This window comes from Streptomyces sp. NBC_01089 (assembly GCF_045162975.1).
In the GTDB taxonomy this organism is placed as follows: domain Bacteria; phylum Actinomycetota; class Actinomycetes; order Streptomycetales; family Streptomycetaceae; genus Streptomyces.
The window spans coordinates 2044300-2068531 of record NZ_CP108660.1 but is presented as its reverse complement, the minus strand read 5'-3'; the positions used below and the strand labels follow the sequence as shown (position 1 = coordinate 2068531).

Genomic DNA, 24232 nt, shown 5'->3' with positions numbered 1-24232 from the left:
CGCCCGGACCAGGGGAAACAATGGAGGCATGGAGCCATGGGCGGCAGCAGCGCCGAGTGACGAGGAGCGGGCACGGCACTGGCGGCTCGACGAGCTGCCGGGCGTCGATCTGCTGCACGCCCGCTACATCAGCAAGTCCTTCCCCCGGCACACGCACGAGTCGTTCGTCATCGCCGCGATCACCCATGGCGTCGAGGCGTTCCGCCACCGCGACCAGCTGGTCAGGGCAGGGGTGGGAGAGCTCGCCCTCGTCAACCCGGACACCGCGCACACCGGATTCGCCGGCGTGCCCGAGGGCTGGATCTACCGCACGCTCTACCCGTCCGCCGCACTGATCGCCGAGGTCGCCGCCGACCTCAGCACCCTGAGAGGCCCGGTCGGTTTCACCTCGCCCGTCGTCGGTGATCCACAGGCCGCACAGCTCGTCGTCGGAGTGCACCGGGCGGCCGAGCAGGGCAACGGGCTGGCCGCCGGCAGCATGCTGCGGCTCGCCGTCGCCCGGCTGCTGCGCACCCACGGCGGCCGGCTCCCGGAGCGCCCGGCGCGCACCGCGGGGGCCGGGAACGCGGCCCGGGCACGCGCGGTGCTGGAGGAGCGGCTGGCGCGGCCACCGTCCCTCGACCGGCTCGCCGCCGACCTCGGCACCAGCCCCTTCGCCCTGCTGCGCGCCTTCCGGGCTGCGTACGGCATGCCGCCGCACACCTGGCTCACCGACGCGCGGGTGCGCCGGGCCATGCACCTCCTGGAGGCGGGCACCACGCCCGCGGAGACGGCGGCCGCCGTCGGCTTCACCGACCAGCCGCATCTGAACCGGCATTTCACCCGGATCGTGGGGGTGCCACCGGGCGCGTACCAGCGCGAGCGCGCAAAAACGTACAAGACCGGGCGTGGCCGTACCTCGTAGCGTCAGCCGGGTGACAAGGGAACAGACAGCAATCACGGACAACCGTGCAGAACCGGAACCCGGACCGAGACCGGACTCGGCCGTCATCAGGGACGCGCTGGGCGTCGGTGTCGCGGTCGGGCTCTCCGGGTTCGCCTTCGGCGTGACCTCGGCGGGCTCCGGTCTCAGCCTGCTGCAGACCTGTGCCCTCAGCCTGCTGGTGTTCACCGGGGCCTCACAGTTCGCGCTGGTCGGCGCGCTGGCGGCGGGCGGCAGTCCGTTCGCCGCCGCCGCGGGCGCCTTCTTCCTCGGGGTCCGCAACACCTTCTACGGGCTGCGGCTCTCCCAGCTGCTGGCCCTGCCGCGCGCGGTGCGGCCCTTCGCCGCCCAGTGGGTGATCGACGAGACGACGGCTGTCACTCTCGCCCAGCCGACGCGGCGCGCGGCCCGGATCGGGTTCACCGTCACGGGCCTGACCCTGTACGTGCTGTGGAACCTCACCACGCTGCTCGGCGCGCTGGGCGCGGAGGCGCTCGGGGACACCGCAGCCTGGGGCCTCGACGCGGCCGGGCCCGCGGTCTTCCTCGCGCTCCTGGCCCCCATGCTGCGGACGGCGACGGAGCGGGCGGTCGCCGGGCTCGCCGTCGTCCTGGGGCTCGGACTGCTGCCACTGCTGCCCGGCGGGGTCCCGGTACTGATCGCCGCGTTCGCGGCTCCGGCCGTGCTGTTCCTCAAGGGGCGCGCTGCCGACGGTACGCGCGGCGCGGAGAACGGAAAGACATCGGAGACGGGGCCACCAGAGAAAGAGGCACCCGAGAGAAAGGCGTCAGGGAAAGCGACACCGGAGAAGGGGCAGGACCGTTGAGCGTCTGGATCGCGATCGGGGCGACGGCCGTCGGCTGCTACCTCGCCAAACTGCTCGGGCTGCTGGTGCCCGCGGGCACGCTCGAACGGCCGGTCGTCAAGCGGCTGTCCTCGCTGCTCCCGGTCGCCCTGCTGGCGGCCCTCACCGCTCAGCAGACATTCGGAAGCGGCCAGCACCTCACACTGGACGCCCGGGGCGCGGGTGTCGCGGCAGCGGCGCTCGCACTGGTACTGCGCGCCCCCTTTCTGGTCGTCGTCGGAGCCGCCGTCGTGGTCACCGCCGGGATGCGCGCACTGGGCTGAGCCGGCGTACCGGATCCCGTCCACGCGCGCCCTGCGCTCCGCCGCGCGCCCAGCGAGTGGCGCGAGGACCGAGGGCCGAGGGGACGGGGGGAGGGGGGCGCGCGTCAGGCGACGTCGCGGCCGTGGGCCCGCAGGGTCAGCAGCGCCTGGACCGTCACCATGGGCCGCGCCTCCATCTGCGGACCCGGCGCCCAGGAAAGCCAGTTGACCGGCCAGCCGCCGTCCTGGCGCTGCTCGTCCGCCAGGAAGTCCAGCGACCGGGCCATCTCCTCGTCGGTGAACCAGCCACGCGCCAGCGAACCAGGTACCCGCGCGTAGTCGTACGGAAAATGCTGTTCCCCCGGCGCGTACCCCGGCGCGACCGGATACGACGCGCGGTCCTCCGGATCCAGTACGGCCAGCCGCTGCTCCCGCACCTGCCGGCCCAGCCGGTCGGCCGCCGCCTCGGCCCGCGACCGGTCGGGGACACCGTCCAGGAAGGCGACCGCCGCCTGGATCTCGTACGGGTGGGAGTGCTCCAGCGCGTCGACCGCCTGCCAGCAGAAGTCCGTCGCCCGGAAGAGCCAGGCGTGCCAGACCTCGTTACGGTGCAGCACCCCCACCACGGGCCCGGTGGCCAGCAGCTCGCTCGGCGGGTCGTCGACGACCGGGATGAACGGCGCGCACGGATAGCCGCGCTGCGAGGGGTGGACCGCGGGCAGCGCCCCGTCCCTGGTGGACACCTCGGTCAGATACCGGCACACCCGCTCCACCCGCATCCCGCCGCAGCGACCCACGGAGTCGAGCACGTGCAGCGCGTGCGCCGTGTGCAGGGGCTGGCTCACCGGCCCGCGCAGATCGGGTTCGAGCCCGTGACCGTACCCGCCGTCCTCGTTGAGGTGGGCGGCGAGCGCGGCCTCCACGGCGTCGGCGCGCCCGTCGAGGAAGTGGTACGCGAACCTCCGCTGTTCCAGCACCCGGGCCGTCAGCCAGATGAAGTGCTCGGCGCGTTCGAGAGGAGATGCTCCGGTTCCAGCCATGCTCCGAAGGTAGAGCGGAAAAAGCTCAGGGCAAGGGCGACGGGCGAGGCTGCACTCTCAGGGGCTGGATACTGAAGTCATGCGGTTGACGATTTTCTGGGAGCGGATGGCGGAGCACTTCGGCGAGGGGTACGCCGATTCGTTCGCACGCGACCATGTGATGGCGGAGCTGGGCGGCCGTACGGTGCACGAGGCACTGGCCGCGGGCTGGGAGACGAAGGACGTCTGGCGGGGTGTCTGCGAGGCGGCGGGCATCCCCGAGGACCGGCGCTGAGCGCCAGGGGGCCAGGGGGCGTGCGGCCGCCCGTCACACGGGTGCGCGAGACTGGGCGGGTGCGACCGGCCGCGTGTGCCACCTACAGGCTGTGCCACGTGCGGCCCGTGCCGCGGTGCCACCTGCTGCCTGTGCGACCGGCTGTGACGGCCCCGGACCCGAACATGACAGGCCGGGCCGTGGCGGACCGGGGCATGGTGGACCGGGTCATGACAGCCCCGGCCCATGACCGGCCCGACCGATGAACCGACCTGACGGCGACCTGACTGATGACTGACGGCCGACTGACCGATGACCGACCTGACCGATGAGACTGCCGAGGACCAGATGACCCCGGACGAGACCGCCACGGACCGGACGACCGGCGACCGGACGACCGCGGACCGGGCCCCCGGCGCCGTCCCGCCCTCTCCAGCCGCCGAGCCCGGCGGGCCCGCGGCCGGAAGGGGCCGGGCGGCGATGCCCCGCTGGTTGCCGAAGGCGATGGTGCTCGCCCTCGCTCTCGTGGCCTGCTTCCAGCTGGGCAGCTGGGCGTTCTACCAGCTCATCGGCTTGCTGACGAATATCCTCATCGCGTTCTTCCTGGCTCTGGCGGTCGAGCCCGCGGTGGGGCGCATGGCGGCGCGTGGCATGCGCCGTGGTCTCGCCACCTTCCTGGTCTTCTTCGGGGTGGCGCTCGCGGCCGCCGGATTCGTCTTCCTGCTCGGCTCGATGCTGGCCGGACAGATCGCCGACATGGTCGAGGAGTTCCCCAAGTACCTGGACCTGGTGATCAACTGGACCAACCACACCTTCCACAGCGAGCTGTCCCGGGTGCAGGTACAGGACAGCGTGCTGCACTCGGACTGGCTGCAGAAGTACGTCCAGAACAGCGCGAGCGGTGTGCTCGACGTGTCGACCACCGTGCTGGGCGGCCTCTTCCGGCTGTTGACGATCTTCCTGTTCGCCTTCTACTTCGCGGCCGACGGGCCACGCCTGCGGCGCGCGCTGTGCTCCGTACTCCCGCCGTCGAAGCAGACCGAGGTGCTGCGGGCCTGGGAGATCGCGGTCGACAAGACCGGCGGCTACCTCTACTCGCGCGGTGTGATGGCGCTGATCTCCGGAGTCGCGCACTACATCCTGCTGGTCGCGCTGAACGTGCCGTACGCCCCCGCGCTCGCGGTGTGGGTCGGCCTGGTCTCCCAGTTCATCCCGACCATCGGCACCTACCTGGCGGGCGCCCTGCCCATGCTGCTCGCCTTCACGGTGAACCCCTGGTACGCGCTGTGGGTGCTGGTCTTCGTGGTGATCTACCAGCAGTTCGAGAACTACGGACTCCAGCCGAAGCTCACGGCCAAGGCCGTCGACATCCACCCCGCGGTGGCCTTCGGTTCGGTTATCGCGGGTACCGCGCTGCTGGGGGCGGTCGGTGCGCTGATCGCGATCCCGGCGGTGGCGACCCTCCAGGCGTTCCTGGGGGCCTATGTGAAGCGGTACGACGTGACGGACGACCCGCGCGTCCACGGCAGGCGCGGAACGGGGAACGCACGCGGGCTCCGGGACCCGGCCGCGGTGCCCGCGAGGATCAGGAGCTCCCTGCTCCGGGGACGGATCCCGCGGCCGGGGGACAGCGACGAGGACACAGCCGGCTGACACGGCCGCTGAACCACGGCCGGCCCCGAAGACGCGCCGGACGCGGGCCGGACTCGGCGCCGGACACGGGCCGGACACCCGCGTGGTGCGCTTGACAGCAAAATCGAACAGCCGTTCTTATGGGGTTCTGGCCCGGTACTCGGACGAGTTGTCGACTGCGTTGTCCACCGAGTTGTCCACAGGCGGGACGGGCTTCGGAGCCCATTGTCAGTGGCAGGGGTTAGCGTCATTGACGTGAAGCGATCGACTCAAGCAAATCGGGTGGAACCCATGGCAGCAGGCAACGACCGCGAGAAGGCGCTGGACGCCGCTCTCGCCCAGATTGAACGGCAATTCGGCAAGGGCGCTGTGATGCGCCTGGGCGAGCGGCCCAACGAACCCATCGAGGTCATCCCCACCGGGTCGACCGCGCTCGATGTCGCGCTCGGCGTCGGCGGACTGCCGCGCGGCCGGGTGGTCGAGGTGTACGGTCCGGAGTCCTCCGGCAAGACGACGCTGACGCTGCACGCGGTGGCGAACGCACAGCGGCTCGGCGGCCAGGTGGCCTTCATCGACGCGGAGCACGCGCTGGACCCCGAGTACGCGAGGAAGCTCGGCGTCGACATCGACAACCTCATCCTGTCCCAGCCGGACAACGGCGAGCAGGCGCTGGAAATCGTCGACATGCTGATCCGTTCCGGCGCGCTCGACCTGGTCGTCATCGACTCCGTCGCGGCCCTGGTGCCGCGTGCGGAGATCGAGGGCGAGATGGGCGACTCGCACGTGGGTCTGCAGGCCCGGCTGATGAGCCAGGCGCTCCGCAAGATCACCGGCGCGATGAACCAGTCCAAGACCACCGCGATCTTCATCAACCAGCTCCGCGAGAAGATCGGCGTCATGTTCGGCTCTCCGGAGACCACCACAGGTGGCCGGGCGCTGAAGTTCTACGCCTCGGTCCGGCTCGACATCCGCCGGATCGAGACCCTGAAGGACGGCACCGACGCGGTCGGCAACCGCACCCGCGTGAAGGTCGTCAAGAACAAGGTTTCGCCGCCCTTCAAGCAGGCCGAGTTCGACATCCTCTACGGCCAGGGCATCAGCCGCGAGGGCGGTCTGATCGACATGGGCGTGGAGAACGGCTTCGTACGCAAGGCGGGCGCCTGGTACACGTACGAGGGCGACCAGCTGGGACAGGGCAAGGAGAACGCGCGGAACTTCCTGAAGGACAACCCCGATCTCGCCAACGAGATCGAGAAGAAGATCCTGGAGAAGCTGGGCATCGGTGTCCGGCGGGAGGCCGAACTGGGAGCCGAGCCGGCGGCGGACGCCGCAGGCGCCGTTGTGGCCGACGAGGCAGCGAAGACGGTTCCCGCTCCGGCGGCCGGAGGCAAGGCCAAGGCGGCCAAGACCGCCGCGGCCAAGAGCTGACCCGTGGTCCGGAGAACCGAATGGCCGGAGGCCAGGGACTCCGGGGGAGGGGACGGACAGGGAGACACCGGCTGCGGGGGCGAGTACAGGGACACGGACGGAGCCGGGGACGGAGCCTGGGACGGGGGAGCGGGACCGCGGCGCCAGCGGTCCCGGCAGGGGCGGTCCCAGCAGACGCGGTCCCAGGACCAGGGACCGCGGAAGCCTCAGGACCCGGCGGAGCAGGCGAGGGCCATCTGTCTGCGCCTGCTCACCGGGACCGCCCGCACCCGTAAGCAACTGGCCGAAGCACTGCAGAAGCGGGACATCCCCGACGACGTGTCCGAGGAGGTGCTGTCCCGCTTCGAAGAGGTCGGGCTCATCAACGACGCGGCTTTCGCGGACGCCTGGGTGGAATCCCGCCACCATGGGCGGGGGCTCGCCAAGCGGGCGCTCGCCCGGGAGCTCCGTACGAAGGGCGTGGACTCCGCGCTCATCGAGGACGCCGTCGGACAGCTGGACTCCGAGCAGGAGGAGGAGACCGCCAGGGAGCTGGTCACCCGCAGGCTCCGTTCGACCCGGGGACTGGAACGTGACAAACGGCTGCGCCGTCTCGCGGGCATGCTCGCCCGCAAGGGATACCCGGAGGGCATGGCCCTGCGGGTGGTGCGGCGGGCGCTGGAGACAGAGGGCGAGGACCTGGCGGACCTGGAACACGGGGGGTTCCAGGACGACGGGTAGCCAGGGCGCCACCGGCGATGGTGCCGGGCGCCGATCGCCGCCCGGCACGCGGACCGGTGGCCATCGGCCCCGATAGCCGGGTAGCTGGATGGCGGGTGGCACGCGGACCGGTGCCAGCAGCCGGGTAGCCGTGTGACTGGTGACTGGTGGTATGCGGCACGCGCCCGGTGGCATGCGGCAGATGGCAGATGGCAGCTCAGGGTCTGTCGACCGGGAGTCCTGCGGCGCGCCATGCCTGGAAGCCGCCGATGAGGTCGGTCGCCCGGTACAGGCCAAGCTGCCGCAGTGACGCTGCGGCGAGGGACGACGCGTATCCCTCGTTGCAGATCACCACGGTCCGCAGATCGTGGCCGGTCGCCTCCGGCGCACGGTGGCTGCCCTGGGGATCGAGCCGCCACTCCAGCTCGTTGCGCTCGACCACCAGTGCCCCGGGGATCAGCCCGTCGCGCTTGCGCAGGGCCGCGTACCGGATGTCCACCAGCAGTGCCCCCTGGGCCGCGGCGTCGAAAGCCTCCCGGGGGCCGATCCGGTCGAGCCCCGACCGGACTCTCTCCAGCAGCTCGTCCACGGAGAGCGGTTCGGGCACAGGCAGCGGTTCGGGCACGCGGAGCGGTTCGGGCACGGGGATTTCGGACGTGGGTGTGGGCAGCGGTTCGGGCACGGGGTTGCTCATTCCCACTCCCCGGGACGCTCGACCTGTTCCAGGCGGAGGAGGGGGCCGCTGCGGCTGTAGCGGCGCATCAGCGGCAGCGGCGGATAGTAGGCATGCACCGAGACCGCGTGCTCGGCGGCCGACTCGTTGAGCACCTGGTGGACGTGGTGGGCGCCGAAGGCCCGCCCGTCGCCCGGCGTCAGCTGCCGGGTGCGGTCGACCCCGTCGGCGAGTTCGAGGGTCTTCCACCCTTCGGTGGGCAGCCGCGCGGCCAGGGAGTCCTCCTTGAGCACACCCGCCGCCGTGGCGAACGCGCCCCGGGAGCCGCCGTGGTCGTGCCAGCCGGTGCCGGTGCCGGGTGGCCAGCCGATCAGCCATGCCTCGCTCCCGCCCGGACCGTCCAGCCGGATCCAGGTGCGGCCCTCGGGGTCGAGCGGGAGTGAGCGGATGAGTTCGGAGTCTGCGGCGGTCCGGGTGACGAAGTCGAGGAGCCGGCTCGCGGTGGGCGCCGCCGGGCGCGCGGGCGCAGCGGCGGACAGGGGTGCGGAGAGAGACATGATGACCGTCCGGAATGGTTCGCGGGTACGCGCGGCGCGGCACCCCGGAACAGCACGGGGCGGCGCAGGCGCGAAGGGAAAGGGCGAATCAGCTGGACGGACGACACGTGCAGCCCGCATAGCGGACGAGGTCCATATGGACCCTCCGCCACAGGCGCACATCGGTGTCGGTCACGCTCCGCAGTACACCATGTGCGCCCACGACGGTCAATTGACGTCCGCGGTGCTCTCCTCCCGGACCGTCGTCGCCGCCCCGCCCCGTGCGGCGTCGGCCGCTTCGTAGAGTTCGGCGGGGCGCACCCCGTTGAAGGCCGCCACCAGATGTCCGTCCGGACGCACCAGCAGCACCGTGTGCGCCGAGGCGCCCGGATAGGTCTCGGCCACCAGGAGTTCGGCCTTGACCGGCAGCGCGCTCACCGCGGCGGCCAGCCTCGGCATGACGCCCGCCTTCACCCAGTGCCGCCGGTCCCACACCCCCGTACCCGGCGCGATCAGCACGACCAGCAGTTGCCCGCCCCCGAGCCGTTCGCGCAGCCGCACGGCCGTACCGTCCGGCGCCGTGACCCGTACATCGACTACCGGCGCGCCGACCCGGGTGCCCACCGCGGTCTGTGAGGGGGTGCGCGGGGGCGCCAGGGGTGAGTGGGCGTACACCGGGGGCGCGCCCAGCGCACCGCCGCCCAGATGGCCGTCCGCGAGCAGGGCGTCGTGCCCGCGTGCCCTGCCCGGCAGATAGGCCCGCAGTCCACCGCCGCCGCGCAGTATCGGCAGTGACTGGTCAGCGGCGCGCAGCCGGGCGGCGACGGCCGTCCGGCGCTCCGCCTGATAGCTGTCGAGCAGCAGCTCGGACGCCCCGTGGTGCCAGGTCTGTGCCAGCTTCCAGGCGAGGTTGTCGGCGTCCCGCAGCCCCTCGTCCAGTTCCTGGGTCCCGAGCGCGCCCAGCAGATGCGCCGCGTCGCCGGCCAGGAAGGTACGCCCCACCCGCCAGCGCCTGGCGAGCCGGTGGTGCAGGGTGTAGACGCCGGTGTCGATCAGCTCGTACGGGGGCGTCTCGCCGCCGCACCAGCCGGCCAGCGCGGCGCGGACCCGCGCCACCAGCGCCTCGGGGGTGACCAGTTCGGCGCGCGGCGGCAGCAGCCAGTCGATCCGCCAGACGTCGTCCGGCAGCGGACGGGCCGTCACCTCCTCACCGCCGGTACGCCAGGGCGGCAGCCGGTGCAGCAACGCCTCACCGGGCCAGGGGAGTTCGGTACGCAGGGCGGCCACCGCGTGCCGCTCCACCGCGGTACGGCCGGGGAAGCGGATACCGAGCAGTTTGCGGACGGTGGACCGTGCGCCGTCGCAGCCGACCAGGTGGCTGCCGCGCCACCAGGTGCCCTGGGGGCCCACCGTGTGCACGATCACGCCGCCGCCGTCCTGTTCGACGGTGTCCACCCGGCTGCCGGTGACCAGCTTGACCTGTTCCCGCTTCGCCACCGCGGCCCGCAGTCCGCGGGTCAGCGTGTGCTGGGGCAGATGGAACGGTGACGGCTCGCCCGGGCCATGTCCGGGGCCGTCGAAGCTGTCGTACTCCTTGGACCCCTCGTACCCTTCGTGCTCCCCGTACCCTTCGTACTCCTTGTACCCCTGGAACTCATCGGCCGGCTCCGACCCGTTGGGCCCTGCGGGGCCCCTGGTCCCGTCGGAGCCATTGTTCTCGCCGGTCTCATCAGTCCCGTGAATCCTGTGCGGGCCCACTGAGCCGGATGGGGTGGCGGTGCCTGAAAGGGCGTCAAACCCGCCCGGCCGACCGCCCGTACCGGGGCCACCGATGCCACCGGCCGGGCCATGGCCGGCAGATGTACCGGGCCCGGTGGAGAACCGGACCGGCTCGTCGAAAACGACCCGTTGCATCTGCTGGCTCCGCCTGATGGACCGCCAGGCGGTCCAGCGCGCGGTCTCGCCCGGGGCCGTCGCACAGCCGATCCGCCCCAGGAAGTCGGCGGTGTCCGGGCGCAGTACGACGGTACGGGCGGGGCGCGGGGCCTCTTCGCCGTTCCCCTCGTCGAGCACCACGGAGGGGACATCACGGGCGGCGAGTGCCAGAGCCAGCGCGAGCCCGACCGGGCCCGCGCCGACGATGATCACCGGGTCCACGGTGCGGCTCCTCGGACCCGTGCGGAGAAGTGGCTGATGACAGGTAGAGCCCGGTGCGCGATCACAGAACGTATGCAACCCACTGCGGGTGCTTGCGTCAAGTGACGGCGGGATGCGGCGCAGCCACCGCCCCCGGTCAGCCCCAGAGGCCGCCGCCGGTCAGGCCCTGCGGCCCGGCTGCCGGTCAGCCCCAGGTCCCGGCCTCGGTCAAGCCCCGAGGCCCGCCGCCGGTCAAGCCCCGAGGCCCGCCGCCGGTCAGGTCCCGGGGCCTGCCCCCGGTCAGACCCCGACCGTGCCGCCCCCGACCGCGTCGGACGCGCCCGACACTCCCGGGGGTACGGCCGCGGGCCCTACGGCGATCCCCGTCTTCGCCCGCCGCCCGCGCTTCTCGATCCAGGTGGCGAGCGCCGAGAGGAGCAGGCACATCGCCAGATAGATGGCACCGATGACGACGATCGTCGAGACGTACGGGTACTGCCCGTTGACCGGTGTGTTGCTGGCGATCAGCCGTGCGGTCGCCAGCAGCTCCGGATAGAGAATGATGTAACCGAGCGAGGTGTCCTTCAGCGTGACGACCAGCTGGCTGATGATGGTCGGCAGCATCGCACGGACGGCCTGCGGCATCAGAACCGTCGCCACCACCTGCGACTTACGCATCCCCAGGGCGTACGCGGCCTCGCGCTGCCCCTTCGGTACGGAGTTGATGCCGGCCCTGAGCACCTCGGCCTGCACACAGCCGTTGTAGACGGCGAGGCCCAGAGCCAGCGCCCACATCGAGTAGTCGGTGAGGAACCCGACCCAGATCGCGTAGATGGTGATCAGCAGCGGAATGGAGCGGAAGACCTCGATGAACGCGGTCGCCACCCACCGCACCGGACGGTGGTCGGAGAGCCGGCCGACGACCAGCACCACACCCAGCACCAGCGAACCCGCCGCGCCCAGCGCGAACGCCTTGAGCGTGGCGACGACGGCGTCGGCGATGTTCGTGCGGATGCCGCTGTAGTTGAAGATGTCCCACATACCGCCGTCGAGGTCCCCCTTGCTGGAGAGACGTACGACGGCGACGACGATCAGCGCGACGATGGCCGCACTGCCGAGGACCGAGTAGATCCGGTTGCGTACGACGGCCTTGGGGCCGGGTGCGTCGTAGAGCACGCTGGCACTCATCGGGCGACCTCCATACGGCTCTCGACGAGGCGGAAGATGCCGCTGATCGCGAAGGTGATGATCAGGTAGCCGATGGCGACCCAGATGAAGAGGGGGACGATCCCGTACCCCAGGTCGCTCATGGCCTTCTGCCAGCCGAAGAGTTCGGTGACGCTGAAGGCACCGGCGATGGCGGAGTTCTTGGTGAGCGCGATGATGATGCTGCTCAGCGGGGCGATGACGGTGCGCGTCGCCTGCGGCAGCACGATCATCCGCAGGGTCTGGGAGAAGCTGAGACCGAGCGAGCGGGCCGCTTCGGCCTGGCCCACCGGGACCGTGCTGATCCCGGACCTGATGGCTTCGCAGACGAACGACGAGGTGTAGAAGCCGAGCGCGAGCGACGCCAGCAGGAAGGGGCTCATCCCCGGGAAGAAGATCTCGGGGACCACGAAGGTGGCGACGAGGAAGAGCAGCGTCAGAGGGGTGTTCCGCAGGATCGTGACCCAGGCCGTCCCGAAGAACCGCAGCGGCGGCACGGGCGAGACCCGGAAGCCGGCGATGACGATGCCCAGGACACAGGCGATGACCGTGCTGATGACGGTGATCTCCAGGGTTCCTATGAAGCCGTCGCGGAACGCCGAAAAGTGGTCGAAAAGTACGTTCATGAGGTCTCCGCGTCGGCGGGCAGCAGCTGGAAGACAGGGGGCGTGGCGCCCCGTACCGGGGTACGGGGCGCTTCTGCGCTTACGGACAGGCGGTACCGGCGGGCCGCTGGGTGCGGCGCGCGGCGCCCGGTGGATCAGTAGCGCTCGACGGCCGGCGGCGCGACGTACGAGGATCCGGACAGACCCAGGGTGGCGTCGTAGATCTTCTTGTACGTGCCGTCCTTGACGTGCTTCTCCAGGGCCGAGTCCATGAAGTCGCGCAGCGCCTTGTCGTTCTTGCCCATGCCGACCCCGTACGGCTCCTCGGTGAACGGCTTGCCGACCACCTGGAGCTTCTTCGGGTTCTGGGCCGCGTACCCCTTGAGGATCGCGTCGTCGGTGGTGACCGCGTCGACCTGCTTCGTCAGCAGCTCCTGCACGCAGTCGGAGTACTTGGCCAGCTCGGTGGTCTTCGCGCCGTACTTCGGCTTCTCGATCTCCGCGAGCGGGGTGGAGCCCTTGATCGAGCAGACCTTCTTGCCCTTCAGGGTCTCCGGACCCGTGATGGCCTTCTCGTCCTTGCGGACGAGCAGCGAGGCACCCGCCTTGTAGTAGGGCCCGGCGAATCCGACGAGCTTCTTGCGCTCGTCGTTGATCGTGTACGTACCGACGAAGTAGTCGACCTGGCCCTTGGCGATGGCGGTCTCACGGATACCGGAGTCCACGGTCTTCCACTCGATCTGGTCCTTCGAGAAGCCCAGGTCCGCGGCGATCATCCGGGCGATCTCGACGTCGAAGCCGGAGCGCTCCTTGGTCGACTGGTCCTCGAAGCCGAGGTACGGCTGGTCGGCCTTCGCGCCGATCACCAGCTTGCCGCGCTTCTTGGCCTTCTTGAACGTGGGGGAGTCGAGGGAGACGTTCTTGGCGACCGTGTACGTGGGGAGCTTGGGGGCGTCGGCGGCGCCGGGCTTCGCCGCGCCGTTGTCGCCGGCCGAGCCCGACTTGCCGCCGCAGGCGGTACCGGTCAGAGCGAGCACGGCGATCGTCGCGAAGGCGGCGGACTTACGGAACTTCATGCTGAACATCCTCTGTTTCGGCGCCCGTTGGACGTCTGTCTCATCAGTGGTGAAGGATCTTCGACAGGAAGTCCTTGGCGCGGTCACTGCGGGGGTTGCTGAAGAACTGCTCCGGGACGGCCTCTTCGACGATCTTCCCGTCGGCCATGAAGACGACCCGGTTGGCCGCGGAGCGCGCGAATCCCATCTCGTGGGTGACGACGATCATCGTCATGCCGTCACGGGCCAGCTGCTGCATGACCTCGAGGACCTCATTGATCATCTCGGGGTCGAGCGCGGAGGTCGGCTCGTCGAAGAGCATGACCTTCGGGTCCATCGCCAGCGCCCTGGCGATCGCGACACGCTGCTGCTGGCCGCCGGAGAGCTGCGCGGGGAACTTGTCGGCCTGGGCACCGACACCCACCCGGTCCAGCAGCGCACGCGCCTTGTCCTCGGCGGCCTTCTTCTCGGTCTTGCGCACCTTGGTCTGGCCGAGCACCACGTTCTGCAGAACAGTCTTGTGCGCGAAGAGGTTGAACGACTGGAAGACCATGCCGACATCGGCACGCAGCCTGGCCAGCTCCCGTCCCTCGGCGGGGAGGGGCTTGCCGTCGATCGTTATCGCGCCGGAGTCGACTGTCTCCAGACGGTTGATGGTGCGGCACAGCGTGGACTTACCGGACCCCGAGGGCCCGATGACGACCACGACCTCGCCGCGCGCGATGGTCAGGTCGATGTCCTGGAGCACATGCAGCGCGCCGAAGTGCTTGTTGACGTTGCTCAGTACGACCAGATCGTCCGCTACCGGCAGGGGGTCTTCGGCTGATTCGGCGGACTCGGTCACTGGCACTCCGCTCATCGGCTGTTCGCTCCGTCCTCCTCGACCGCAAGTGCGGTCTTGGTTGGAAGGACAGTAATGAGGCGCTCCTACCAGCGTCATTACATCTGAGCGGAAATTGAGCATCACGATCTGGTTGCACGTGGGCACGGGCCGGACACTCCTGGTGAAGGTCGCCGCGATCCGGAGTACCGGGTGCGTAACGGAAACCGCCGGAATCCGGAACCCTCTTGACTGGTGCGGCGGCCATCGGCGTGGATGCCTGGATACGGCTGGATCCTGCCGGGGCACGGAACCGGATCCGGATCATCAGACGTACCGATAACGAGAGGGGCCCATGAGACTGCTGCTCGTCGAGGACGACAACCACGTGGCCGCCGCCCTGTCCGCCGTACTGGCCAGGCACGGCTTCAAAGTCGTGCACGCCCGCAACGGCGAGGAGGCGCTGCGGTCCCTGCTGCCGGACGAGCAGGAGCCCTTCGGCGTCATCCTGCTGGACCTCGGCCTGCCCGACCTGGACGGCTACGAGGTCTGCGGGAAGATCCGCAAGCGCACCGACACCCCGGTGATCATGGTGACCGCCCGGGCCGATGTGCGGTCCCGTATCCACGGCCTCAACCTCGGCGCCGACGACTACGTCGTCAAGCCCTACGACACGGGCGAACTGCTCGCCCGCATCCACGCCGTCAGCCGGCGCAAGAGCGCGGGCGACGACACCGGGCCGCTCCCGGCGGCCGCACTCCGGGTCGGCCCCATCGAGATCCAGCTGCCCACCCGGCGCGTCAGCGTGGACGGCGGCGAGATACAGCTGACCCGCAAGGAGTTCGACCTGCTGGCGCTGCTCGCCCAGCGCCCCGGCGTCGTCTTCCGCCGGGAGCAGATCATCAGCGAGGTCTGGCAGACCAGCTGGGAGGGGACCGGCCGCACCCTGGAGGTGCACGTCGCCTCGCTGCGCTCCAAACTGCAGCTGCCCGCCCTGATCGAGACCGTGCGCGGCGTCGGCTACCGCCTCGTCGTCCCGGCCTGAGGCGCGTCGGGCCCGTGCGCGCACGACTGCTTCCGCTGCTCATCGTCCTCATGGCCGGGGTGCTGCTCGCGCTCGGCTTCCCGCTCGCGCTGAGCGTGGCGGCCGCCGCACAGCAGAAGGTGGTCGTCGACCGGATCGACGACACCGCGCGGATGGCCGAGGAGGCCCAGTTCGTCACCGAGATACCGGCCAGCGAACAGGAGCGGCACGACACCCTCCAGGAGGAACTCGACCGCTACCAGACGGTGTACGGCATCCGGGCCGGCGTCTTCTACCGCGACCGCGTCGCCATGGCAGCGGCCCCGCGGTCCTGGCAGGTCCCGGTCAGCGGCGAGGGGCGGACCGCCTTCGAGGACGCGCTCGCCGGACGGCGCAGCCGGGACCCGGCGCAGATCTGGCCCTGGCAGCGGGGGCGGCTGATCGTCGCCTCGCCCGTCGTCAGGAACGGCGATGTGATCGCGGTGGTGGTCACCGACTCGCCCACCGGCCAGATGCGTTCACGCACCGTCCGCGGCTGGCTGCTCATCGGCGCGGGCGAGGCGGGGGCGATGCTGCTCGCCGTGGGCGCCGCCTTCCGGCTCACCGGCTGGGTGCTCCTTCCGGTACGGACCCTGGACGCCGCCACCCACGGCATCGCGACCGGGCTGATGAACTCACGCGTCGCCTCCGGCAGCGGCCCGCCCGAACTGCGCCGTCTTGCCCGGTCGTTCAACGAGATGGCCGACAACGTCGAGGACGTGCTGGAGCAGCAGCGGGCCTTCGTGGCCGACGCCTCGCACCAGCTGCGCAACCCGCTCGCGGCGCTGCTGCTGCGGATCGAGCTGCTCGCCTTCGAACTCCCGGAGGGCAACGAGGAGATCGCCTCCGTACGCACCGAGGGCAAGCGCCTGGGCCAGGTGCTCGACGACCTCCTGGATCTGGCGCTGGCCGAGCACACCGCGGCGGAGCTGCGGCTCACCGACATCGCCGAGCTGGCGGCCGAGCGGGTCGCGGCCTGGAGCCCGGTCGCGGAGGCCAAGGGTGTCCGGCTCACCGAGGGGGGCGCCGCGGCGGTCACCGCCTGGGCCGACCCCGTCGCGCTCTCCAGCGCCCTGGACGCGGTGATCGACAACGCGCTGAAGTTCACCCCGGCGGGCGAGGAGGTGCGGGTCGAGACCGCTTCCGACGGCTCCTCGTCCCGGATCACGGTCGCCGACGGCGGACCGGGCCTCAGCCAGGACGAACTGGCCCGGATCGGCGACCGGTTCTGGCGCAGCGGCCGCCACCAGAACATCAAGGGCTCGGGCCTCGGCCTCTCCATCTCGCGCGCCCTGCTGACGGCGGGCCGCGGCACGATCGCGTACGAGCAGAACGAACCGCACGGGCTCCGGGTGACCGTGACGGTGCCGCGCACCGCGCCGGACAGCTGACCGCACGGTCAAGCTCGACCGGCCGACCGACCGCACGCTCAGGCTCGACCTACCGCTCGCCCAGGCTCGGCCGGCTGCTCGCTCAGGGCTTGACCGACCGGTAGTAGCTCCGGGCGCCCTCGTCCAGCTTCAGCGGGTCCGTGTAGATCGCGGTCCGTACGTCGACCAGCTGCGCGGCGTGCACCTGCATGCCGATGCGGTCGCGGCTGCGGATCACACTGCGGGTGAAGCCCTCGGTCAGCTCAGGGTCCTCGCGGTCGGTGGTGACCAGAACGTTCGCAACCGCGATGGTGGGTACCGGGGCGCCGTTACGGGCCTGGCGGTAGGCGTCGGCCGGCATGACGGCCGAGCGGTAGTAGCGGGTGGTGCCGCCCGCCGCGTGCAGCCGGGTCACGAGATCGTCCAGCGGGACCAGCCGGATCGGATGGCGCGCGGCCAGATCGCGTACGGCGTCGGTCGGCAGGCCCCCCGACCAGAAGAACGCGTCGATCCTGCCCGCCGCAAGCAGCTCCGGGCTGGTGTCGATCCCCGCGGGTACGGCCGTGATGTCCTTGACCGGATCGAGCCCGGCGGCCCGCAGCGCCCGGTCGGCTATCAGCCGCACACCGGAGCCGGGCTGGCCCACCGCGACCCGCTTGTGCCGCAGGTCCGCCGCGCGCCTGACCGTGGAGCTGTCGTCGACGGCGAGCTGCACATAGTCGTCGTACAGCCGCGCGCAGCCGCGCAGCCGGTCGGCGCCGGGCTTGCCGTCCTCGATGTACTTCGCGATCGCGTCGGCGGTCGCGATGGTGAAGTCGGCCTGGCCCGTCGCCACCCTGGCGAGGTTCTGCTGGGAGCCCTCGCTGGGCTGGAGACGGATGTCCACTCCGGGCAGGTCGTGCGCGAGCGTGGGGCTGAGCAGCTTCCCGTAGAGCTGGTAGACACCGGTCCGCACCCCCGTACTGAAGGTCACGGTCCCGCGCGGCGACGGCGGGCCGATGGGCAGCAGCCACCACATCAGCAGCCCGGCGACCACCACGACGGCCGCCGTGCCCTGGAGGGCGCGACGGCGGCTGATGCGGGACAGGGCCTTGGGCATGCGCGCGATCCTGCCAGTTCAGGCCCCCGGCGAACAGGGGAGCGGGACAGCGGGCGGGCGGGACGCCTGCCGCGCCGCCGGCCCGGCCGGTCCGGAATTATTGAGTCCGGTTCATGGCTGTCACTATTGGTCCTTGATCACCAGCCGGCAGCCGATTGCCGCTGGACCGTGCCCCGGAGGCTGCAGTGACGTCGAGCCGAACTGTCGGACAGATGATGTCGACCAATGTCGTACGGGTGCAGCGGGGGACGTTCCTCAAGGAGATCGCCCGGCTGCTCACCGAGCACCGTATTTCGGCCGTTCCCGTCGTGGACGAGGACGACCGGCCGGTGGGCGTGGTCTCCGAGGCCGATCTGCTCCGCAAGCAGCTGGGCCTGACCGCGCTGCTGCCCGCCCTCCGGCAGGAGCCCGACCAGCACTCCAAGACCGAGGCGACCACCGCGGAAGGGCTGATGACCAGCCCGGCGGTGGTCGCGTACCCGGACTGGACGATCGTCGAGGCCGGCTGGCTGATGCAGGCCAGGAGCGTCAAACGGCTGCCGGTCGTCGACGACACCGGGCGGCTGGCGGGCGTGATCAGCCGCAGTGATCTCCTCCAGGTCTTCCTCCGCCGCGACCGCGCCATCCAGGAGGAGGTGCTGGAAGGCGTCCTGACCCGGACCCTGGGCCTCTCACCCTCCGCGATCACGGTGGACGTCAGCGACGGACATGTCATGCTCAGCGGCCTGGTCGAGCGGCGGAGCGTGATTCCGGCCGCGGTACGGCTGTGCCGCGGTGTGGACGGAGTGGTCGAGGTCTCCGAGCGCCTGCAGTACGAGGTGGACGACAGCGCCGGCGGGGACTAGCCGGACCGCCGAAGCGCCGGACGGAACCCCGGCGGGCCGGCCCCTCGTCCGGCCGGGGCCCGACACCCGCCCGGCACCGCCTACCCTGGTGACATGACCGCGCAGGACGCCCTGAACCGAAGTTACGAGATCCGCACCTACGGCTGCCAGATGAACGTCCACGACAGTGAACGGCTGTCGGGGCTTCTGGAGGACGCCGGATATGTCCGCGCGCCGGAGGGCGCCGACGGTGATGCCGATGTCGTCGTCTTCAACACCTGCGCGGTGCGCGAGAACGCCGACAACAAGCTGTACGGCAACCTCGGCAGGCTCGCCCCGATGAAGACCAGGCGCCCCGGTATGCAGATCGCCGTCGGCGGCTGCCTGGCCCAGAAGGACAGGGACACCATCGTCCGGCGCGCGCCGTGGGTCGATGTCGTCTTCGGCACGCACAACATCGGCAAGCTCCCGGTGCTGCTCGAGCGCTCCCGGATCGAGGGCGAGGCCCAGGTCGAGATCGCCGAGTCGCTCGAGGCGTTCCCCTCGACGCTGCCGACCCGCCGCGAGAGCGCGTACGCCGCGTGGGTCTCGATCTCCGTGGGCTGCAACAACACCTGCACCTTCTGCATCGTCCCGGCGCTGCGCGGCAAGGAGAAGGACCGCAGGCCCGGCGACATCCTCGCCGAGATCGAGGCGCTGGTGGACGAGGGCGTCTCGGAGATCACGCTGCTCGGCCAGAACGTCAACGCGTACGGCTCGGACATCGGCGACCGCGAGGCGTTCTCCAAGCTGCTGAGGGCCTGCGGGAAGATCGAGGGGCTGGAGCGGGTCCGCTTCACCTCGCCGCACCCCCGTGACTTCACGGACGACGTGATCGCGGCGATGGCCGAGACGCCGAACGTGATGCCCCAGCTCCACATGCCGATGCAGTCCGGTTCGGACACCGTCCTCAAGGCGATGCGCAGGTCCTACCGGCAGGAGCGTTTCCTCGGGATCATCGACAAGGTGCGGGCCGCCATCCCGCACGCCGCGATCTCCACCGACATCATCGTGGGCTTCCCCGGCGAGACCGAGGAGGACTTCCAGCAGACGATGCACGCGGTCCGCGAGGCGCGCTTCGCGCAGGCGTTCACCTTCCAGTACTCCAAGCGTCCCGGGACCCCGGCCGCGACCATGGAGGGGCAGGTCCCCAAGGAGGTCGTCCAGGAGCGCTACATGCGGCTCTCGGCGCTCCAGGAGGAGATCTCCTGGGAGGAGAACAAGACCCAGGTCGGCCGCACCGTGGACGTCATGGTCGCCGAGGGCGAGGGCCGCAAGGACGGCGCGACGCACCGGCTCTCCGGGCGCGCGGCCGACAGCAGGCTGGTGCACTTCACCAAGCCGGACACCGAGGTGCGCCCCGGCGATGTGGTGACGGTGGAGATCACTTACGCGGCCCCGCACCACCTCCTCGCCGAGGGCCCGGCCAAGGCGGTACGGCGCACCAGGTCGGGGGACGCCTGGGAGAAGCGCAACACCGCGGCGGCGGCCAAGCCGGCCGGTGTGATGCTCGGGCTGCCTGGCATCGGCGCTCCGGCACCGGAGCCCGCCGTGGCCGGAGGCTGTGGCTGCGACTAGGGCTGCCGTCCGGGAGGCGGCCTGTCTCGTTGCCGTGCCATCGGGGCCGGGGTCTTGGCCGGTCGCCGACCTGGCGGACTAGGCTGCGGATCATGCTCGTAGCCGCCGCCGTGTGCCCCTGCCCGCCCCTGCTCGTGCCCGAGGTGGCCGCGGGTGCGGCGTCCGAACTCGACGCTGCCAGGGCAGCCTGCCTCGACGCCGTAGGGGTGCTCGCCGCGGCCCGGCCCGATCTGCTGATCGTCGTGGGACCCGCCGGTGCCGAGAGCCGGGGCACACACCCCGAGGGCGCCACCGGCTCGTTCAGCGGCTTCGGCGTCGACCTCCGGGTCCGGCTGGGTACGTCGGACGCCCGTGGCGGACGGGAACTCCCGCCCTCCCTGTCGGTCGCCGCCTGGCTGCTGAGCCGCGCGGAGTGGGCCGACGCACCGGTCGAGGGGCTGGGCGTCGGTGAGCCGCTTGAGCCCGAGCGCTGCCTGGCGGCCGGAAGGGAACTGGCCGGCCGCGCCGAACGGGTCGCCCTGCTGGTCATGGGCGACGGCAGCGCCTGCCGCACCCTGAAGGCACCTGGTTACCTGGACGAACGCGCCGCGGGATTCGACGCCGCCGCCGCGCGGGCCCTGGGCACGGCGGACGTGGCCGCGCTGAAGGCGCTGGACGCCACCCTGGCGTACGAACTGCAGGCCGCGGGCCGTGCGCCCTGGCAGGTACTCGCGGGTGCGGCCGAGGGCATGGAGCCGGGCGGACAACTGCTCTACGACGACGCTCCGTACGGGGTCGGGTACTACGTCGCCACCTGGTCCTGAGGACAGCCTGCTCCGGAACGCGGCGGGCAGGCGGCCGCGGAGCGGAAAGCTCCACGACCGCCTGTCTTGCTGCGCCGGATCAGGAAGCAGTGGGCGGCTTGGACGTACCGCCGTCGTCCTTGTGCGCGAGCCGCTCCAGGGCCTCCTTGGCCTTGCCGGTGCCCGACTCGATCTTGTCGCTGTACTTGCCGTTGGTCCGGGCGTCGACCGTGTGAGCGGCCTTGTCCAGCCCCTCCCCGATCTTGTCGCCGTGCTGCTCGGCCAGGTCGGAGACCTTTTCCTTGGCCGGTCCGAGCTTGGCTTTCACATTGTCCAGGAATCCCATGGCCTACCTACTTCCCTCTGGAGGGCGGTCTACTTGCGAACGCCCTCGCCGGCTTCATTGTCGGCGGCCGCGGCCGCCGACTGCTGACGCGGGATCTCCACACTCTCGACGGTACCGGCCGCGGTGTCCTCCGCGGACGCGGGCGCTGCCGGTACGGGCTCGTCCGCCCGCTTCTCCGGCGCCTGCTCGGCGGCGGGCGCCCCGGCCGGTTCCGCGGCCGGCTCCTGGCCCGGAGCTTCGGTCCCGGCTTCCACGGCCGGCTCCACGACTACGTCCTTCGTCTTCCGGCGAAACACTGCAAAAATACCCATATTCACTCCATAACGTACTCGTGTGAGCGAAATTCCTCGCCGCCCGGAGCGCCTGATTGCGCCGACCGGGGCCACCGGTCGAAAGCCACCGGCCGGAACCTCGGAAGAGGAAACGAATCCGGGCACCCGGCCGTCACGTAACTCATTCGGGGACAGGCCCCCGGGTTTGCGAGACTGAGCCTGTGAGAAGTGCAGCTCCCGCAGCGCGGGTCATCGCCGTCGTCGGTCCCACCGCGGCCGGAAAGTCCGATCTGGGCGTCGCCATCGCCCGGCATTTCGACGGCGAGGTGGTCAACGCCGACTCCATGCAGCTCTACCGGGGCATGGACATCGGCACCGCCAAGCTGACCCTCGAAGAGCGCGGCGGCGTTCCGCACCACCTCCTCGACATCTGGAGCGTGACCGAGGCGGCCAGCGTCGCCGAGTACCAGCGGCTCGCCCGCGCGGAGATCGACCGGCTCCTCGCCGCGGGCCGGACACCGGTCCTCGTGGGGGGCTCCGGGCTCTACGTCCGCGGGGCCATCGACGCGCTGGAGTTCCCCGGCACCGACCCCGGCGTACGGGCACGCCTTGAGGAGGAGCTGGAGCGGCACGGCCCCGGAGCGCTCCACGACCGGCTGGCCGCCGCCGACCCGGAGGCCGCCGTGGCGATCCTGCCCAGCAACGGCCGCAGGATCGTCCGGGCCCTGGAGGTCATCGAGATCACCGGGAAACCCTTCACCGCCAATCTGCCGGGCCCCGACCCGGTCTACGACACGGTGCAGATCGGCGTCGACGTCGCCCGCCCCGAGCTGGACGAACGTATCGCCCTGCGCGTCGACCGGATGTGGGACTCCGGTCTGGTGGACGAGGTACGCGCTCTGGAGGCCCGCGGGCTCCGCGAGGGGCGCACCGCGTCGCGCGCCCTCGGCTACCAGCAGGTGCTCGCGGCGCTCGCGGGGGAGTGCACCGACGACGAGGCGCGCGCCGAGACCGTACGCGCCACGAAGCGCTTCGCGCGCCGCCAGGATTCATGGTTCCGGCGTGATCCACGGGTGCACTGGCTCAGCGGCGCGGCCGCCGACCGGACGGAACTTCCCGGGCGGGCGCTGGCCTTGGTCGAACGGGCGGTCACAGCCTGATCACGTGATGGCATCGGGACGCTCAGCCCGTCAGTTCGCGGTCGGGGGGCGTGCCATCATCGATTTGCGATCGACAGTGGAGTCCGAGTGGGGAGGGCGTGTGGCGATGGAGGCCGGCCCTCGCGACAGCGAACGCGACGTGGAACGTGCCGACGCCCCGGGACACCCCGATGAGGCCCCGCGGCTCAGCCCCGACGGACCCGACGCCCAGGACATCTCCGATACGGCCCCCGAGGTCGAGGTCGAACTGAGGCCGCAGCGGCGGCTGCGCATCTGGCAGCTCGCCCCGATCGTGGTGCTGGCCGCCGTCGGATCGCTGATGTTCGCGTTCCCGCTCGCCTTCGAGTTCGGTGACGGCGGCCCGGTGGTCGCCATGCTCGGGCTGCTGATCAGCTGCTGCGCCGCGGGCTGGGGCATGATGGCCGCCCGCCGCGTCGGCTACACCTGGCCCGGACTGCCCGCCAGAGGTTCGGGGGCGCGCCCCGACTGGCGGATGGCCACCCTCTACGTCCTGGCCTTCTGCGTGATCGTGGCGCTCGCCGTGGGGCGCGTGGCCCGGCTGCGCTGAGCGCACCCGGCCGCCCCGATCCGGGCCCACCTCGTACGATGGCGGGGTGACCACCTCGCAGATCGCCTTCCTCAAGGGCCACGGGACCGAGAACGACTTCGTGATCGTCCCCGACCCGGACAACGTCATCGACCTGTCCGCGTCCGCCGTCGCCGTGCTCTGCGACCGCCGGGCGGGTATCGGCGGCGACGGCCTGCTGCACGTCGTGCGGTCCGCCGCGCACCCGGAGGCCCAGGCGATGGCCGGTGAGGCCGAGTGGTTCATGGACTACCGCAACGGCGACGGATCCACCGCCGAGATGTGCGGCAACGGCGTCCGCGTCTTCGCCCGGTACCTCCAGCGCGCCCAACTGGTGGGCGAAGGGGACCTGGCCATCGCGACGCGCGGCGGAGTGAAGCGGGTCCACCTCGCGAAGAACGGGGACGTCACCGTCTCGATGGGCCGGGCCGTGCTCCCCGCCGACGGGGTGACCGTCACGGTCGGCGACCGGGCCTGGCCCGCGCTGAACGTGAACATGGGCAATCCGCACGCCGTCGTCTTCGTGGACGATCTGGACGACGCCGGACCCCTGCTCTCCGTACCGGGGTTCGAGCCCGCGTCCGTCTACCCGGACGGTGTCAACGTCGAGTTCGTCGTGGACCGGGGCGAACGTCACGTCGCCATGCGGGTGCACGAGCGCGGCTCGGGCGAGACCAGGTCCTGCGGTACGGGCGCCTGCGCCGTCGCCGTCGCCGCGGCCCGCAGGGACGGCACCGACCCCGCGCTCACCGGCGAGCCCGTCACGTACACCGTCGACCTCCCCGGCGGACGTCTGGTGATCACGGAGCTGCCGGACGGCGGGATCGAGATGACGGGCCCCGCGGTGATCGTCGCCGAGGGCACCATCGACGGCCTGTTCAGGGAGACCGCCCTTTCCCGCGGGGAAACGGCCCCCTCCTAGACTTCGCTCGAATGGGTGATCCGTTTCACGCTGGGCGGGAGCGGGCGGGCACCGCGTGGTGGGCTCGGTAGCATCAAGC

27 protein-coding genes are annotated in these 24232 nt (G+C 71.1%); 15 read left to right on the top strand and 12 right to left on the bottom strand.

What is annotated here, in order from left to right:
* Window positions 1–28 precede the first annotated feature (28 nt).
* Genes OG510_RS09065 through OG510_RS09055 form a run of 3 tightly spaced genes read left to right on the top strand, consistent with a single transcriptional unit; the run spans window position 29 to window position 2050 of the window.
* Window positions 29–904 (top strand): AraC family transcriptional regulator, encoded by an 876-nt coding sequence (locus tag OG510_RS09065; protein WP_406136261.1) that lies wholly within the window; start codon window positions 29–31, stop codon window positions 902–904.
* 10 nt (window positions 905–914) lie between these two features.
* Complete coding sequence (locus OG510_RS09060; protein ID WP_406136260.1) at window positions 915–1748, top strand: AzlC family ABC transporter permease; 834 nt, start codon at window positions 915–917, stop codon at window positions 1746–1748.
* Entirely contained in the window at window positions 1745–2050 is a 306-nt protein-coding gene (locus OG510_RS09055; protein WP_406136259.1) for an AzlD domain-containing protein, read from the top strand. The genes OG510_RS09060 and OG510_RS09055 overlap by 4 nt, the downstream gene beginning before the upstream one ends.
* 104 nt (window positions 2051–2154) lie before the next feature.
* Here OG510_RS09055 and OG510_RS09050 read toward each other — a convergent pair whose 3' ends face one another.
* Window positions 2155–3069, bottom strand: coding sequence for a hypothetical protein (locus tag OG510_RS09050; protein WP_406136257.1), 915 nt, complete (start codon window positions 3067–3069; stop codon window positions 2155–2157).
* 79 nt (window positions 3070–3148) lie between these two features.
* Between OG510_RS09050 and OG510_RS09045 the strand changes: the two genes are divergently transcribed.
* The 4 genes from OG510_RS09045 (at window position 3149) to recX (ending at window position 7102) form a co-directional block, all read left to right on the top strand.
* Window positions 3149–3343: a DUF3046 domain-containing protein gene (locus OG510_RS09045; protein WP_327294906.1), complete on the top strand. Its 195-nt coding sequence runs from the start codon at window positions 3149–3151 to the stop codon at window positions 3341–3343.
* A gap of 459 nt (window positions 3344–3802) precedes the next feature.
* Entirely contained in the window at window positions 3803–4975 is a 1173-nt protein-coding gene (locus OG510_RS09040) for an AI-2E family transporter (protein ID WP_406142340.1), read from the top strand.
* A gap of 261 nt (window positions 4976–5236) precedes the next feature.
* Window positions 5237–6382 (top strand): recombinase RecA, encoded by a 1146-nt coding sequence (recA, locus tag OG510_RS09035; protein WP_406136255.1) that lies wholly within the window; start codon window positions 5237–5239, stop codon window positions 6380–6382.
* Between the two features lie 3 nt (window positions 6383–6385).
* Window positions 6386–7102 (top strand): recombination regulator RecX, encoded by a 717-nt coding sequence (gene recX, locus OG510_RS09030; protein WP_406136253.1) that lies wholly within the window; start codon window positions 6386–6388, stop codon window positions 7100–7102.
* A gap of 196 nt (window positions 7103–7298) precedes the next feature.
* Here recX and OG510_RS09025 read toward each other — a convergent pair whose 3' ends face one another.
* From OG510_RS09025 to OG510_RS08990, 8 genes are all read right to left on the bottom strand, one after another.
* Window positions 7299–7775: a rhodanese-like domain-containing protein gene (locus tag OG510_RS09025; RefSeq protein ID WP_406136252.1), complete on the bottom strand. Its 477-nt coding sequence runs from the start codon at window positions 7773–7775 to the stop codon at window positions 7299–7301.
* Window positions 7772–8311: a cysteine dioxygenase gene (locus OG510_RS09020; RefSeq protein WP_406136251.1), complete on the bottom strand. Its 540-nt coding sequence runs from the start codon at window positions 8309–8311 to the stop codon at window positions 7772–7774. Before OG510_RS09020 ends, OG510_RS09025 begins: the two co-directional genes overlap by 4 nt.
* 88 nt (window positions 8312–8399) lie before the next feature.
* Complete coding sequence (locus OG510_RS09015; RefSeq protein ID WP_406142339.1) at window positions 8400–8447, bottom strand: hypothetical protein; 48 nt, start codon at window positions 8445–8447, stop codon at window positions 8400–8402.
* A gap of 71 nt (window positions 8448–8518) precedes the next feature.
* Window positions 8519–10447, bottom strand: a complete 1929-nt coding sequence (locus tag OG510_RS09010; protein ID WP_406136250.1) for an FAD-dependent monooxygenase — start codon at window positions 10445–10447, stop codon at window positions 8519–8521.
* A gap of 279 nt (window positions 10448–10726) precedes the next feature.
* Window positions 10727–11614 (bottom strand): amino acid ABC transporter permease, encoded by an 888-nt coding sequence (locus tag OG510_RS09005; protein WP_406136249.1) that lies wholly within the window; start codon window positions 11612–11614, stop codon window positions 10727–10729.
* On the bottom strand, window positions 11611–12258 hold the full coding sequence (locus OG510_RS09000) for an amino acid ABC transporter permease (RefSeq protein ID WP_406136248.1): 648 nt from the start codon (window positions 12256–12258) through the stop codon (window positions 11611–11613). The genes OG510_RS09005 and OG510_RS09000 overlap by 4 nt, the downstream gene beginning before the upstream one ends.
* A gap of 134 nt (window positions 12259–12392) precedes the next feature.
* Window positions 12393–13313, bottom strand: a complete 921-nt coding sequence (locus OG510_RS08995; protein ID WP_164259019.1) for a glutamate ABC transporter substrate-binding protein — start codon at window positions 13311–13313, stop codon at window positions 12393–12395.
* 43 nt (window positions 13314–13356) lie between these two features.
* Window positions 13357–14151 carry an amino acid ABC transporter ATP-binding protein gene (locus OG510_RS08990; protein WP_164259021.1) on the bottom strand — a complete coding sequence of 265 codons (795 nt, stop codon included), beginning with the start codon at window positions 14149–14151 and terminating at the stop codon, window positions 13357–13359.
* 316 nt (window positions 14152–14467) lie between these two features.
* On the opposite strand from OG510_RS08990, the gene OG510_RS08985 reads away from it, so the two are divergent.
* Both OG510_RS08985 and OG510_RS08980 read left to right on the top strand, forming a co-directional pair.
* Window positions 14468–15157, top strand: a complete 690-nt coding sequence (locus tag OG510_RS08985) for a response regulator transcription factor (RefSeq protein WP_406136247.1) — start codon at window positions 14468–14470, stop codon at window positions 15155–15157.
* Window positions 15158–15171: 14 nt separating this feature from the next.
* Window positions 15172–16566 (top strand): sensor histidine kinase, encoded by a 1395-nt coding sequence (locus tag OG510_RS08980; RefSeq protein WP_406136246.1) that lies wholly within the window; start codon window positions 15172–15174, stop codon window positions 16564–16566.
* 82 nt (window positions 16567–16648) lie between these two features.
* Here OG510_RS08980 and OG510_RS08975 read toward each other — a convergent pair whose 3' ends face one another.
* Window positions 16649–17644: a TAXI family TRAP transporter solute-binding subunit gene (locus tag OG510_RS08975; protein ID WP_406136245.1), complete on the bottom strand. Its 996-nt coding sequence runs from the start codon at window positions 17642–17644 to the stop codon at window positions 16649–16651.
* A gap of 212 nt (window positions 17645–17856) precedes the next feature.
* Between OG510_RS08975 and OG510_RS08970 the strand changes: the two genes are divergently transcribed.
* The 3 genes from OG510_RS08970 (at window position 17857) to OG510_RS08960 (ending at window position 20888) form a co-directional block, all read left to right on the top strand.
* Complete coding sequence (locus tag OG510_RS08970; protein WP_406136244.1) at window positions 17857–18489, top strand: CBS domain-containing protein; 633 nt, start codon at window positions 17857–17859, stop codon at window positions 18487–18489.
* A 93-nt stretch (window positions 18490–18582) separates the two neighbouring features.
* The gene (gene miaB / locus OG510_RS08965; RefSeq protein WP_406136243.1) at window positions 18583–20085 is read left to right on the top strand and encodes a tRNA (N6-isopentenyl adenosine(37)-C2)-methylthiotransferase MiaB; all 1503 of its coding nucleotides are present in this window, start codon (window positions 18583–18585) and stop codon (window positions 20083–20085) included.
* Between the two features lie 92 nt (window positions 20086–20177).
* Entirely contained in the window at window positions 20178–20888 is a 711-nt protein-coding gene (locus OG510_RS08960) for a class III extradiol dioxygenase subunit B-like domain-containing protein (protein WP_406136242.1), read from the top strand.
* A gap of 79 nt (window positions 20889–20967) precedes the next feature.
* Here OG510_RS08960 and OG510_RS08955 read toward each other — a convergent pair whose 3' ends face one another.
* Both OG510_RS08955 and OG510_RS08950 read right to left on the bottom strand, forming a co-directional pair.
* Window positions 20968–21213 (bottom strand): antitoxin, encoded by a 246-nt coding sequence (locus OG510_RS08955; RefSeq protein ID WP_164259036.1) that lies wholly within the window; start codon window positions 21211–21213, stop codon window positions 20968–20970.
* 29 nt (window positions 21214–21242) lie between these two features.
* Window positions 21243–21479, bottom strand: a complete 237-nt coding sequence (locus OG510_RS08950; protein WP_406136241.1) for a gliding motility protein — start codon at window positions 21477–21479, stop codon at window positions 21243–21245.
* Window positions 21480–21706: 227 nt separating this feature from the next.
* Here OG510_RS08950 and miaA point away from each other — a divergent pair, with 227 nt between their 5' ends.
* The 3 genes from miaA to dapF all read left to right on the top strand — a co-directional run bounded on the left by miaA (window position 21707) and on the right by dapF (window position 24153).
* A complete protein-coding gene (gene miaA / locus OG510_RS08945) occupies window positions 21707–22645 on the top strand; it encodes a tRNA (adenosine(37)-N6)-dimethylallyltransferase MiaA (protein WP_406136240.1) in 939 nt (312 codons plus the stop codon).
* Between the two features lie 106 nt (window positions 22646–22751).
* The gene (locus tag OG510_RS08940) at window positions 22752–23213 is read left to right on the top strand and encodes a hypothetical protein (RefSeq protein ID WP_406136239.1); all 462 of its coding nucleotides are present in this window, start codon (window positions 22752–22754) and stop codon (window positions 23211–23213) included.
* Window positions 23214–23259: 46 nt separating this feature from the next.
* A complete protein-coding gene (gene dapF / locus OG510_RS08935) occupies window positions 23260–24153 on the top strand; it encodes a diaminopimelate epimerase (RefSeq protein WP_406136238.1) in 894 nt (297 codons plus the stop codon).
* Window positions 24154–24232: the final 79 nt, after the last annotated feature.

Bases quoted from the DNA above. Each gene is read 5' to 3' on its own strand.
- OG510_RS08975 (WP_406136245.1), bottom strand. From the start codon at position 17,644: ATGCCCAAGGCCCTGTCCCGCATCAGCCGCCGTCGCGCCCTCCAGGGC.
- OG510_RS09000 (WP_406136248.1), bottom strand. From the start codon at position 12,258: ATGAACGTACTTTTCGACCACTTTTCGGCGTTCCGCGACGGCTTCATA.
- OG510_RS09005 (WP_406136249.1), bottom strand. From the start codon at position 11,614: ATGAGTGCCAGCGTGCTCTACGACGCACCCGGCCCCAAGGCCGTCGTA.
- OG510_RS09040 (WP_406142340.1), top strand. From the start codon at position 3,803: ATGCCCCGCTGGTTGCCGAAGGCGATGGTGCTCGCCCTCGCTCTCGTG.
- OG510_RS08995 (WP_164259019.1), bottom strand. From the start codon at position 13,313: ATGAAGTTCCGTAAGTCCGCCGCCTTCGCGACGATCGCCGTGCTCGCT.
- OG510_RS09065 (WP_406136261.1), top strand. From the start codon at position 29: ATGGAGCCATGGGCGGCAGCAGCGCCGAGTGACGAGGAGCGGGCACGG.
- OG510_RS09045 (WP_327294906.1), top strand. From the start codon at position 3,149: ATGCGGTTGACGATTTTCTGGGAGCGGATGGCGGAGCACTTCGGCGAG.
- OG510_RS08955 (WP_164259036.1), bottom strand. From the start codon at position 21,213: ATGGGATTCCTGGACAATGTGAAAGCCAAGCTCGGACCGGCCAAGGAA.
- OG510_RS08985 (WP_406136247.1), top strand. From the start codon at position 14,468: ATGAGACTGCTGCTCGTCGAGGACGACAACCACGTGGCCGCCGCCCTG.
- OG510_RS09050 (WP_406136257.1), bottom strand. From the start codon at position 3,069: ATGGCTGGAACCGGAGCATCTCCTCTCGAACGCGCCGAGCACTTCATC.
- OG510_RS08990 (WP_164259021.1), bottom strand. From the start codon at position 14,151: ATGAGCGGAGTGCCAGTGACCGAGTCCGCCGAATCAGCCGAAGACCCC.
- OG510_RS09020 (WP_406136251.1), bottom strand. From the start codon at position 8,311: ATGTCTCTCTCCGCACCCCTGTCCGCCGCTGCGCCCGCGCGCCCGGCG.
- OG510_RS08940 (WP_406136239.1), top strand. From the start codon at position 22,752: ATGGAGGCCGGCCCTCGCGACAGCGAACGCGACGTGGAACGTGCCGAC.
- miaB (WP_406136243.1), top strand. From the start codon at position 18,583: ATGACCGCGCAGGACGCCCTGAACCGAAGTTACGAGATCCGCACCTAC.
- OG510_RS08970 (WP_406136244.1), top strand. From the start codon at position 17,857: ATGATGTCGACCAATGTCGTACGGGTGCAGCGGGGGACGTTCCTCAAG.
- OG510_RS09025 (WP_406136252.1), bottom strand. From the start codon at position 7,775: ATGAGCAACCCCGTGCCCGAACCGCTGCCCACACCCACGTCCGAAATC.
- OG510_RS08960 (WP_406136242.1), top strand. From the start codon at position 20,178: ATGCTCGTAGCCGCCGCCGTGTGCCCCTGCCCGCCCCTGCTCGTGCCC.